9 protein-coding genes are annotated in these 13,080 nt (G+C 33.2%); 5 read left to right on the forward strand and 4 right to left on the reverse strand.

Annotation, left to right across the window (positions count from 1 at the left end; all coding sequences use genetic code 11):
- Positions 1-24: 24 nt before the first annotated feature.
- Both H526_RS0120490 and H526_RS0120495 read left to right on the forward strand, forming a co-directional pair.
- Positions 25-492 carry a hypothetical protein gene (locus tag H526_RS0120490; protein ID WP_035086132.1) on the forward strand — a complete coding sequence of 156 codons (468 nt, stop codon included), beginning with the start codon at positions 25-27 and terminating at the stop codon, positions 490-492.
- Between the two features lie 47 nt (positions 493-539).
- Positions 540-1,328 carry an amidohydrolase gene (locus tag H526_RS0120495; protein WP_027394737.1) on the forward strand — a complete coding sequence of 263 codons (789 nt, stop codon included), beginning with the start codon at positions 540-542 and terminating at the stop codon, positions 1,326-1,328.
- On the opposite strand, the gene H526_RS0120500 is transcribed toward H526_RS0120495, so the two are convergent.
- Positions 1,315-2,928, reverse strand: a complete 1,614-nt coding sequence (locus H526_RS0120500) for an Ig-like domain-containing protein (RefSeq protein WP_027394738.1) — start codon at positions 2,926-2,928, stop codon at positions 1,315-1,317. The two genes, H526_RS0120495 and H526_RS0120500, sit on opposite strands and share 14 nt — an antisense overlap.
- Before the next feature lie 58 nt (positions 2,929-2,986).
- Positions 2,987-3,667: a ComF family protein gene (locus H526_RS0120505; protein ID WP_027394739.1), complete on the reverse strand. Its 681-nt coding sequence runs from the start codon at positions 3,665-3,667 to the stop codon at positions 2,987-2,989.
- Positions 3,668-3,745: 78 nt separating this feature from the next.
- On the opposite strand from H526_RS0120505, the gene H526_RS0120510 reads away from it, so the two are divergent.
- Positions 3,746-4,627 carry a hypothetical protein gene (locus tag H526_RS0120510; RefSeq protein ID WP_035086134.1) on the forward strand — a complete coding sequence of 294 codons (882 nt, stop codon included), beginning with the start codon at positions 3,746-3,748 and terminating at the stop codon, positions 4,625-4,627.
- Positions 4,628-4,769: 142 nt separating this feature from the next.
- Positions 4,770-6,305, forward strand: a complete 1,536-nt coding sequence (locus H526_RS0120515; RefSeq protein ID WP_027394741.1) for a glycine--tRNA ligase — start codon at positions 4,770-4,772, stop codon at positions 6,303-6,305.
- Between the two features lie 102 nt (positions 6,306-6,407).
- Here the strand turns inward: H526_RS0120515 and H526_RS31150 are convergent, their stop codons facing one another.
- Positions 6,408-9,371: a proprotein convertase P-domain-containing protein gene (locus tag H526_RS31150; protein WP_051336258.1), complete on the reverse strand. Its 2,964-nt coding sequence runs from the start codon at positions 9,369-9,371 to the stop codon at positions 6,408-6,410.
- Positions 9,372-9,666: 295 nt separating this feature from the next.
- On the opposite strand from H526_RS31150, the gene H526_RS0120525 reads away from it, so the two are divergent.
- Entirely contained in the window at positions 9,667-12,657 is a 2,991-nt protein-coding gene (locus tag H526_RS0120525) for a GEVED domain-containing protein (RefSeq protein ID WP_027394742.1), read from the forward strand.
- On the opposite strand, the gene H526_RS0120530 is transcribed toward H526_RS0120525, so the two are convergent.
- Positions 12,654-13,025: a hypothetical protein gene (locus tag H526_RS0120530; RefSeq protein WP_027394743.1), complete on the reverse strand. Its 372-nt coding sequence runs from the start codon at positions 13,023-13,025 to the stop codon at positions 12,654-12,656. The two genes, H526_RS0120525 and H526_RS0120530, sit on opposite strands and share 4 nt — an antisense overlap.
- Between the last annotated feature and the right edge of the window lie 55 nt (positions 13,026-13,080).

The raw sequence follows: 13,080 nt of genomic DNA on the forward strand, positions 1-13,080 counted from the left end.
GTTATTTTTGAAATCTAAATTATAATGATGGGTTTAAAACATTCAATTCTTAAAGTACAAGCTGCCTTGGGTAATGTTAGGGCTATGGAAAAATTACACGTTGATAGCCATACAGAGGATATAATCATTAAAGTTGAAGGTACGCGGTTTGCTACCTCACAATTAAATGAAATCTATATGGACATTGTGGAGTTGGCAGGTTACTATTATGTAAAGACTATTGTCTTAGGTAGTTTTCATATTAAAACTTGGAAAGGAGCTAATCTGTTAATTGGTGGAAGGGATTTTGAGTTGAATTTGGTTTCGGATATGCAGGAGATAGAGTCTGATTTTTCAAACGTATCGAATAGAAGTATTACCCAAATAGATTTTATTATTGAAGAACAGGATCTTGATAAAATCAAACCATCGAAAATAAATTCAATAACGTTAACCTCAAAAAAGAAAACTGCTCATTTTGAAAACATTGTAATTCACGATGAAGAAGAATAGTTCGTTAAATCTTTTTTGAAAAAATGTGATTTCACTATTTTTAAACTATGAATACTACCTTAAATGTTGCTTTAATCCAATCTCATTTGGCGTGGGAAAATCCCATACAAAATAGAGCTGTTTTTGAACAAAAAATAAATGCTATTGATCAGGAAGTAGATTTGATTGTCTTGCCAGAAATGTTTACTACTGGGTTCACAATGAATGTTATTGATGTTGCTGAGTCTATGAAAGGAGAAACAATCAGTTGGCTCCAGAGGTTAGCTAAAGAAAAGACTTGTGCAATTGCAGGGAGTATTATTGTAAAGGATGGTGAAAATTATTTTAACCGTTTTTTGTTTGTAAGTTCTGATGGGGCTATTCAGAAATATGATAAGCATCAATTATTTACATTGGCTAAAGAGCAAGAAGTTTTTACGGCGGGTAATGATGAGGTAATTATCACATATAAGGGTTGGAAGATTAAACCACAAGTATGTTATGACCTTAGATTCCCTGTTTGGGCCAGAAATACTTCTGGATATGATGTGTTACTTTATGTAGCAAGTTGGCCAAAGCCGCGAGTAAATGCTTGGGATGCTTTATTAAAAGCTAGGGCAATCGAAAACATGTCATATTGTATAGGTGTTAATAGGGTAGGTCTTGATGGTAAAGGATATGAATATAATGGACATTCTGCAGTCTATGATGTGTTAGGATATTCTGTTTTAGAAGAAAACCCTGTTGAAAAAGAAACTATATTATATACAACTTTAAGTAAGTCTTATATAGAGAGAGTTCGTGAAAAATTACCATTTTTAGAGGATGCAGATTCCTTTCAGATTACTCCAAAATAAAGGTTTGTTTTAACTCCCAATTAGCTCGTACTTCTATTGCTTCTGGGAAATAAACCACTTTTTCTGGCTGGATTCCTTTAAGAAAATTACCAGTATCCCATATTCCATTTTTATTGGTATCTAAGATTACTCGTAAGTTATATTTTCCGGGGTCTAAGTTATCAAAAACAGTAGTCTCTTGTTTTGCAACTATTTTTTCAGATATAAATTTTCCTTGTTCATCAGTAACTTGAATCAATACGGGATACTCCTTTACATTTTCTAATGTAAAAAATATAGTACCATAATCTGCCAATTTCTTAGTTCTGAAATTAATACTGATAGTGTCGTTTACATTTCCTATAAAATCTTTAACAGCTTCTGGTAGTAATTGAATATTATATGCATTGCTCTCTGTTCTTTCGAAAGAAAACCTCGCCTCATTATTAATTTTATCTACTTCCATAGAAAATGGAACTTCTAAGGTATCTTTATCGGTTAATTTAATTAATTTCTCATTAACGGTTTCTATAGGTGTACTAGAATAAAGCGTAAAATCTTGGTTAAAAGCTAGGTTTCCTTTAACATTACTGCTAAGCTTTATAGAATCTTTATATTGATCTTTAAATCTTGCAACAAGGGTATCTCTGTAATTTCTGGTATTAGTCACTTCAAAAATTAAAGAATCGGCTTCAAAAAAAGGTCTAAACCAGTAGTTCATTGTATCCTTTACTTTATCAGGAAAAATTCTAGTTTCGAAATTTTCGGGTGCCTTACTTATTAGATTAATTTTCATGTCTTCTAATTCACCTTCATATCCAAAGATAAATGCGTTTTTAGAAACTTGTTTTGGTTTAAGCGCTTTGAAATCCAAAACTTCTTCGAACAAATTTATCTTAAATGTTTTTGCTGTATCTGCAGGCAGTGAAATAATTTCATCATAAAAACCAATTTTATCTTGCTTAGGTTGATAGGTATAATTAGTAGCCGCGTCTTTAATCGCAATCAATTTATATGTTCCTTCTTTTAGGTTTTCTAAATCAAAATTAATGCTATCTAAAGTACTTGTAATATATCTTGGTACTTCATTAAAAACTAAAGAATCAGAATATTGTTCGTTTACTTCATACAAGGCAACTGTAATAAAAGGGTCTGCTTTTTTTTCTAAGGCATCTGCAATAACTCCTTTTATACTAAGTGAATCTAAAGAATCTCCTGTAGAGAATACATATTTAAAAAAAGGATTAGGATTTCCCTCATTATTGTCAACGATACTTTGACCAAAATTGATACTATATGTTGTGTTTTCTAATAAAGTATCTAAAAATTTAATTTTAAGGTATTTACTAGCTCCTCCCAAAGGTGTTATTTCTGGTTTAGGATCCATAGGAGGGGATATGATGATTTGTTTTTGTGGATCCTTTAGTTTTACATACTCATCAAAATAAATTCTAATTTCATTTCTATTAAAATTGGTTGAGTAGTTTGGAGGAATGGCTTTTACAAATTTTGGAGGGATTTCATCCTTTTCTCCACCTGTTATGGTACCCTTTTTGGCACAACCAACGATCAATAAGAAAGAAAAAGCAGTTAGTAATAACGTGTGGGATCTTTTATACATAGCTCCGTTACAATTTTTAAAGACACAAAGAAACGACTATTTATAACAAACAAAAAATCTATAGAGTGATAGCCATAGTCGCAATGCTTATTTTAATACCAGGTATTGATTTAAGAACTTGTATGCAAGCTTCTAAAGTAGCACCTGTAGTTACAATATCATCAACAATCAAAATATGTTTGTTTGCCAATAAAGACTCATTTTGTATTCCAAATGTTTCAGAAGTGTTTATCCAACGTGTATGACGACTATTTTTTGATTGTTTTTTATTGTAGGAATTTTTTTTCAAAACAAAATCAACATATTCTGCATTCAATTTTTCTGCAATCTCTTGTCCAAACTTTTCCACCTGATTGAACCCTCTTTCGCGTAATCTCTTTGGATGAAGGGGTACTGGTATTATAGTATCAATATTCTGATAAACAGAAGATTGACTTAGTTCTTGACCTAGCCAAACACCGAGTTCTTTTCCTATTTCCTCTCTACCTCTATACTTAAGATTATGAATCAAATTTTGTACTAAACTATCCTTCTCAAAGACCAATAAAGAGGTTGCATTTTCTATTTTAGCACGCCCATAAAATACTTTTTCGATCTTTTTAGCGTTAACCTTATGGAAATTACCTAAAGGAAGTTTATGTCTACAAGAAGTACATAAAATTCTTTCGTTTTTGTATAACGGGTTGTCACAGGCAGCACAATATATAGGATAAAATAAATAAGCTAAGTCGCTTAACATATTAGGTGAATTAACATTAATTATTATATTTAACTAAATTTACTATTTAACGTAACCATCAAAAATTAGAAATTTATTATGACAACTCAAAACAATAACTTGACCCTTAAGATACTAATCGGTGTTCTGGGAGCTCTTTTATTAATTCTGGGGATCTTCACGTATAAGTTTTACAACGAAGAAAAGAGAGAAAAAGCAATTTTGCAACAGGAAAAGGATTTAATTGAGAGTGAGCTTGGGGAATTAATTACAAAATATGATAATGCTATTGCTCTAAATGAAGTAATGGATGATCATTTATTAAAAGAAAAACAGCGTGTTGTTGTTTTGCTAGATAGTTTAAAAGACTATGATGCTAACGTAGCTTTGATCGCAAGATATAGAAGAGAAGTTAGTAAGTTGAAAAAAGAACGTGAAAGGTTATTTAAACTAGCGGATAGTTTAACAACTGCAAATGCGCAGTTAGCTACCGATTTAGATAGTACTTCTACAGCATTGACAGAAAGAATTGTTTTTTCCGATTCTTTAGCAACACAGAATAGTAAATTAGCTGAAATAGTAGAAAGAGGTTCTGCTCTTCAGGCTTCAGGAATTAAAGCCGAAGGAGTTAGAGTTCGTAATAGTGGAAAAATCACTACTACTTCTAGATCTAGTAGAGCAGAGAAGGTAAGAGTTTGTTTTACACTTTCACCAAATAAGTTAACCGAAAAAGGAGATAAAGAATTATTTGTTCAGGTAATCAATCCAGAAAATAATCTAATTGGAGATAAAATTTCTGTAAATTTTGACGATGCTGTATTAACATATAGTGGTCGTAATAAGGTATTTTATGAGAATGACGCCTTAGATGTGTGTGTTTTAGTAGATACTGCAGAAGGTGAATTGATGAAAGGTAATTATGTAGTAAATTTATTCTCTGGACCTAGAATGATATCTAATACACAGTTTGAATTGAAATAAGATAGTTAAACATATAAAAAATGAACCACCATGTTATTATTCATATGGTGGTTTTTTTATGTTTTTGTCAGAAATTACTTTATACGGTCATTAATTAAATAAATTCGTTTCCAATTCTTGTAAATTCGGTTATTTTTGCGCAATGGCAAATCAAGAAGATAAATTTAAAAAAGTTATAGCCCACGCTAAGGAGTATGGGTATATTTTTGGTTCTAGTGAGATCTATGATGGATTAAGTGCGGTATATGATTACGGGCAAAATGGAGCAGAACTTAAAAAGAATATTAGAGAATATTGGTGGAAAAGTATGGTGTATATGCATCAGAATATTGTAGGTTTAGATGCAGCCATATTTATGCACCCTACAACATGGAAAGCTTCGGGGCACGTAGATGCATTCAATGATCCATTAATAGATAATAAAGATTCTAAAAAAAGATATAGAGCAGATGTGTTGTTGGAAGATTATGCAGAAAAACAATATCAAAAGGCTCAAAAAGAGATAAACAAAGCTAAAAAGCGATTTGGAGATTCTTTTGACGAGGAGCAATATGTTACAACGAATCCTAGAGTTGTAAAATATCTTTCGGAACAACAAAGAGTGTTGAAACGTATGGCGAAGTCTTTAGAAAACGAAGATTTAGCTGATGTAAAAGCATTGATAGAAGAGTTAGGTATTGCAGATCCCGAAACAGGATCTAAGAATTGGACAGATGTTAGACAGTTTAATTTAATGTTTGGGACAAAACTAGGAGCATCTGCAGAATCTGCTACAGATTTATTTTTAAGACCTGAAACTGCTCAAGGTATTTTTGTGAATTTTTTGAATGTTCAGAAAACTGGTAGAATGAAGATTCCTTTTGGAATCGCACAAACAGGTAAAGCATTTAGAAACGAAATAGTAGCACGACAGTTTATCTTTAGAATGCGTGAGTTTGAACAAATGGAAATGCAGTTTTTTGTTCGCCCAGGAGAAGAAATGAAATGGTATGAGTACTGGAAAGAAACACGTTTAAACTGGCACTTATCATTAGGATTAGGAAAAGAAAATTATCGTTTCCATGATCATGATAAATTAGCGCATTATGCAAATGCGGCAGCTGATATAGAATTTAATTTTCCATTTGGGTTTAAAGAATTAGAAGGGATTCATTCTAGAACTGATTTTGATCTAAAAGCACATGAGGAATTTTCTGGTAAAAAATTACAGTTTTTTGATCCTGAATTAAAAGAAAGTTATGTGCCATACGTGGTAGAGACTTCTGTAGGGTTAGATAGAATGTTCTTGGCTGTTTTTTCTACCGCTTTACAAGATGAACAACTAGAAGATGGATCTAGTAGAGTAGTATTAAAACTACCTGCTGTTGTTGCACCTGTAAAGGCTGCAATTTTACCACTAGTTAAAAAAGATGGTTTACCAGAGGTTGCAGAGCAAATTGTAAAAGATCTTAAATGGAAATTCAATGTTGCTTACGATGAGAAAGACGCAATAGGACGTCGTTATAGAAGGCAAGATGCTGCAGGAACTCCAATATGTATTACTATAGATCACGATACTTTAAATGATCAAACAGTAACTATAAGAGATAGAGATACTATGGAACAGAAACGTGTTCCGATTTCAGAACTTAAATCTATTATTTCTGAAAAAGTTGATGCAGAAAATTGGTTGAAATAAGAGTTTAACATAAGACATTTCAATACTGGAATTAAATAAATAAAAAGAGGTCTAAAAATTGAATTTTTAGACCTCTTTTTTTGGGTTATAATGTAACTACAATTATCTAACTATAAATCTTTTTATTTTAGATTTGTTTTGCTTGTCTTTAATTCTTACCAAATATATACCAGCAGAAGCATAAGACATATCAAGGTCATATACATAACCAATGTTGTTTATTTTATTTAGTCTATAATTTAATAGTCTTTGACCATTTAGGTTAAAAATATCCATTTCTAATTGATCAGTAACAGCGTCAGAATCAAATCGTATTTCGAATTGATTATTTTCTCTATAAATAATTTTTAAGTCAGTATTTGGATCTAGGTTTTCGTTAACACCAAGTGTAATATCTTCAACTTCACAGAATTCAATAGCCCAATCTAACAATTGTCCACCATCCTGATTTGCTCCATCCGCTATGGTAAGTGTCCAAGTTCCTGCAGAAGATAATCCGTTAAAATCGGCAAGATTCCCTTCTGGCTGAAAGGTTCCTGTAAAAGGTCCCGTTCCTCCTGTAATTGGATTTCCTGCTTGGTCATCAAACATAGTATTTGTGTAATTATCACTATTACCTCCGTTAACACTTGTTAATTCAACTATAGTTGTGTTATCTGGCGCTGTTAATGTAATAGTAAGATCTTCATTCCAAGTGTGTTCTATGTTAAGAGATACATTTATGTCAGAAATTATAACACTCTCTGTTATTTCTATTTCAGAAGTTATCGTTGGAGTACCACTTTCACTTATCGCAACTGGTGTTGTATTGTTTTCCGAGTTACAAGTGAAATTTTCTACAGTGGCAGTAAAACTATCATTACTAGTATTAGTGTCATTCGATAGCACTGTAGTAGCAACTATTTCATAAGACCCTGATTGTGATAGATCTGCAGTTTCTGTAAAAGTATAATCTATTGTGCTATCCGCTGCAAGTGGTCCTGCTACTGTTTCCGTAACCACAGTTCCACCGTTAATAACATAGGATACATCAAAGTTTGATTGTTCTTGAGTACCGAAATTCTCTATAGTTATTGTTATTGCTTCTGTTCCCAATCCATCACTGGATATAGGTGCTGGTATGGCGATAATTCCTATATCGTTTTGAGCTAAATGATTAACTACAATAGAAGTTTGATCATTTGTGTTTAATTCATCGTTTGTTAAATTCGTAGATGCTGTGATTGTGTAAGTCTGACCTTCAGTAGATAAATCTGCTGTTTGCGTAAATGTATAAGTAGCTATACTGGAGGATTCGATAGTGCCAGTAAATGTTTCAGTTATTATAGCACCACTATCCACCTGATAAGTTACATCGAAATTAGAAATTGGAGCACTTCCGAAATTACGAATTTCAATAGTGATATCTTCTGCGTTAGTGAAACTTCCTTCCTGAGGTATATCAATTGAAACTACACCAACATCATTTGTATTGCTAGGAGCAATCTGAAAAACACCTGCAACATTAGCTCTATTACCAGCGGTATTTACATATTCTGTAACAAACCAGAACTTTTCTCCATTAGATGGATCTAGGTCAATTTTGCTGTAATCCCCATATCTTTCGGAACCAGGTATGTTTCCACCACCAGCTGCAATTAATGTTTCATCTATGGTCATCGTCCCTAAGGGATCATTTGCAAATCTTCCGGTGTAATATGAGCTGACAAAGGTGTCGGTAGTGCCACCCATACCAGTGTACCCCATTCCTATATTTCCGTTATCATCCATAATCAAACTAGCATTCCAAGCATTTTTTCCATCTGGAGAAGTATAAGTTCCTTCTTGATAAATGGTCCAAGGTTGACCATCACCAGATTGCCTTAATTCGAACCATCGTACTCCAGCGATTTCTCCAGCTCCACCATCTGTATCAACAACAAAATTGAATAAGGCCGAGTTGTGAGTAGGAAATTTTCGAAACTGTGCTTGATTCATGATTGTATTTTGTAAAGCATCGATATCTTGTCCACCTGGCTGAGTAAGATTTGCAAAGGAGCCTCCATCAAAAGCTCCAATGAAAGGCGTAGTAGTTAATTCCGTGGGTTGAGAAATAGTAGAATTGGCAGGAGTTGTAAAATCTACATTAATTGTCCATATTTTGATATGATCTTCTGTAATTCCATTAAAAGCATCATCCTGCATATATACGATTGGTGCGTTTCCTGTTGCAGGTAAGTTATCATCACTAATATTAAAAGCTTGAGGAGCGTAAAAACCATCAGTAGCTATTCCTGGTAAAGGAAAGCCAATAATCTGTGCGCTGGTTGCTCCCGCTAACATAGCATCTCTTTCTAGAGCAAAAACTGAATTTTGAGTATCTGCAGAACCGGAGTTTACGTTGGCAGTCATATAATAACCATCTGACCATACAGATACTTTTTGGTAATCGTCAATACCTGCGAATGAATATACAGACCAAGCGTCATTAATAGGATCTGGTCCTTGAGATACAGCGACTTCTACTGATCCATCAAAAAATAATATAGACATAACCCATCGATCAGCTGCGTTGTCATAGGATATAGTAAGGTCACAACAAACATTAGCTGCTGTAAAAATATTATTAGAAGATAAGTTACCTGTAAGTGGATTACCATCTTTATCAAAAATTCGATAACCAGTATTAAATACAGCAAGTACATGATTAGGTCCAACTGCTAGAGATGGGTCTGTAGGTTGACTATTTTGTTCTGTGGTATCAAAAACAATCTCAGGATCAAATCCAGGAACACGGGTTGTGTTGGATTTTTGTGCTTTAGCTAAGATGTCATCTCCTGTAGATCCTTTACCGATAATGATTTTACCTTTAGAAGATCTGTTATCCTTGGAATATCTACCATCTCTAATCTCTTCATTTGAGTCTTTAGCTGGGATAAGTGTTTTTTTTGATCCAATAGGGGACACCACTCTCATAGAGGTGGATTTTGAATAAAAGTTAGGTTTTGCACTAGGTTTTGTTTGTGCAAAAGTCCCAAAACTAAAAAGTACGAGTAATGGGATTAATAAGAGTGAATTTTTAAACATGATTTATATTTCGTTTGATTTGTTATATAATAAACACGTATGTTGTTAAAATCCCTACCCCAGTTTTGGTTTTCATTGAAAAAATATTCTCATTCTATAATGTTTGATTATAATTATTAGGAATATGATTATTACGAGTTTTTTACATTGATAATTATAGGGTGTGGTGAAAATATTTGCACTAATGTATTCGTTAAATAAAATAGAGGCTTTATATTATTAATATCAAATATTGCAGTATTAGTTGTATTTTGACTTAAAAATTAGGATATTCCGTCATTCAAATCTTGTTATTATGCTATTGAAAAGGATCATTTTCTTTTCTTTTTTCTTTTTTTGTATAGTTGGTTTTTCTCAAAATAAAAAGACCGCTAAGGCAACTTTGGTTACTTCTTCTAATTATATGAAAGAAGTAGAGCCTTTGATTGGTAAAAAACTAATTCCTGAGATACCAAGAGAAGGAGAAGTAAATCCTAAGAGAACGGATGCGAATAAAATTGTACCCGGTAAAGGACTTCCAAAAGGGCAAGACGCGCTAATAGTAAACCAAAAAAGTGCAAGTAATACTAGAAGTAATAGATCACCTTCATTGGTTTTTGAAACCAATTCTAGTACAACTTCACCATCAGATCCTACGGGAGCAATCGGTCCTAATCATTATATAAGTGCTAAAAATTCTGCTTTTGCTATTCATGATAGAAATGGAAATGTATTAGTACCTTCTACTTCTTTAGCAAATATTTTTCCAGGAGAATCACTGGGAGATCCAATAGTATTTTATGATAATTTTGCCGATCGATTCGTTATTACTCAGTTTAGTGATACACCTAATGGTTTTTTGGTTGCTGTATGTAGAGGGTCAGATCCAGTAAATGATGGTTGGTATACCTATCGTTTTAATACCGGTAGCTTTCCTGATTACACGAAATTTTCAATTTGGTCTGATGGATATTATATAACTGCTAATAAAGATCAAGGTCAGCAAATGACAAGTGAAGTAGTATATGTTATAGATAGAGAACAAATACTTGCTGGAGTTGATACGGCACAAATGGTTGGATTTCCTCTTCCAGGAGCAAGAATAGGTGGTTTTTATAGTCCGGCGTCATTCAATGCCATAGGAAGCACACTTCCTCCAGTTGGAGATGCTAGAATTATTTATTTTCAGGATGATGATTGGCAAGGAGTAAATGAAGATGCATTAAAGTTATGGACTATTAATGTGGATTGGATTAATCCACAACAATCTACAATCTCAGAGGCCGAAGAGTTAACAGTAAGTAATGGTAATATCACTTCTTTTGATTCTACATTTGATGGAGGTTCCTTTGCAAATCTTCCACAACCAGGATCAGATGGTCAAAATATTGATGTATTACAGGGAACTGTAATGTTTGCTACTAATTACAGAAGATTTTGTGATTATAATTCAGTAGTATTAAATTTTCCAGTAGATATTGATAATCGTCAGGATTCAGATAATATAGCTGCGATCAGATGGTATGAACTTCGCCAGAATGGTGATAATCAACCATGGTCTGTTTTTCAAGAAGGAACCTATACTTCACCTGATGGGAAAAGTGCTTGGTGTGCGAGTATGGCGATGGATATTTTTGGAAATATCGGAATGGGATATACTACTATGGGGACCATAGATAATGGAGCAAGCCAAAATAGTTTTGCTTCTATCAGGTATACTGGTCGATTGGCAGATGATCCTTTAGGAACCATGACTTTTGCCGAAGAAACAATTGCCATAGGTGCAGATGTTGATAGAACGACAAGAAATCGTTATGGAGATTATGCACAGATGACTGTGGATCCATTAGATGATCAAACCTTTTGGCATATTGCAGAGTATTTTGAGAATTCAGGAAATAATGCAAGAAATATTGTAGGGGTTTTTAAAATTGCAGATAATATACCAAATGATGTCGGAGTTGTTAGTATTGATGCTCCAGAAGATGCTACTTTTACAACATCTGAAGTTATTACAATTACAATTAAAAATTTTGGGACAACAGCACAAAGTAATATTCCAGTAAGCTATTCGGTTAACGGAGGAAGTACAGTGGATGAAATTTTTACAGGATCTATTGCAGCAGGACAAACTGCGTCGTTTACATTTAGTGCTACGGCCGATTTAACAGTAGGAAATAGTTCTTTTATTTCTGCAGAAACGAATCAAGTGGGTGATGTAACTCCAGAAAACGATTGTACAACTAAAGAGGTTTCTAATTTGTTTTTGAATGATGTAGGAGTGATAAGTTTGGTTTCTCCTGTGTCAGGAGGAGGTCTTTCTTCTACAGAAGCTGTTACGGTTTTAATAAGAAACTATGGAGGTTCTCCGCAATCTAATATTCCTGTTTTTTATGCACTTGATGGAGGAACTCCAGTTAATGAGGTTTTCACTGGAACTATTGCAGTAGGAGAATCGGCAGAATATACGTTTACAGTTACCGCTGATTTGTCAGAATTTTCAAATTATTCATTTGAAATTGGTACTGCTTTAACTACAGATGAGGATACTCTTAATGATGCCATTACAAGAGAAGTTGTTCATCAACTATGCTCACCAACATCAGATTGCTTGAGATTTGGAGATGGTTTGTCTTCTTTCGAGCTTTCTAATATATCAAACCAGAATATTGAATGTGGAGATGGTTATGAAGATTTTACCAGTATGGTAATTAATCTTGATAAGTCTATCGGTGTATACGCGCTTACTGTTCAAGCAGGTTTTGCAGAAGGTGATGCAGAACAATTATCGTTATGGATAGATTTTGATGATGATACGGTTTTTGAAGATGAAGAATTAGTAATTAGTAATCAAGTGATTTCTGAAGAAAATGTAAATCAGACTTTTCTTTTTTCATTAAATAATGACGCGCCATTAGGCACCCATTTATTAAGAGTTAGAGCTGGAGATACGAATACAAATAATGGATCTGATCTTAATGATCCTTGTGGTTCTATGCAGTTTGGTACAACTCATGACTATACTGTAGAAATAGGAGAAAATACAAACCCAAATTCTGATCTTATAGTGATTAGTCAGCCTAATAATCAATTTTTGATTACGATGAGTGATGTTAATGCAGATGATATCCTTAGGCTGAGTATTTTTACAATTACAGGAAAAACAATTGCTTCTAATCTAGTAGAAAAAGATGCTAATAGCAGATTTACATATTTATTGGATATGTCATATGCTAGCACGGGTATTTACTTTGTTAGATTAGGAGGTGGCAAAACTGGAAAGTCCGCCAAGTTTTCTGTAAACTAATCAGTACGCTTACTTATTTCCTGTATTGATACAGGTCTTACTTCCTTACATCTGCTTTTCATTCTTAGATCACTATATTTAACCCATACTTTTTCTGGCATGTCGTCGGTTTTAAAGAAATCTTGAATATTAATTGGATCTAACTTATCCGCATATTTTTCTACTGTAAGAATATATGAGCAGTCTTTTGATTTATTGATAGACAATGTTCCTTTGATAAAACCTTTTTCAATCATTTCTTTAGAATCTATAATTTGAGCACTTTCTTTTCCATCTTCACCTTTTTTTCCATCTGCTCCTTGAGTTGTAACGCAGCTATACGAAAGTAATGAAATTAACACGACACAAATTTTAAGAATATTTTTCATTGTTAAGTGGTTTTAGTTTTAAGAATTACAAATTAGATTTTTTTATTTAAAAGAT

Origin of the sequence: Aquimarina latercula DSM 2041, assembly GCF_000430645.1 — a bacterium.
GTDB classification, from domain to species: Bacteria; Bacteroidota; Bacteroidia; order Flavobacteriales; family Flavobacteriaceae; genus Aquimarina; species Aquimarina latercula.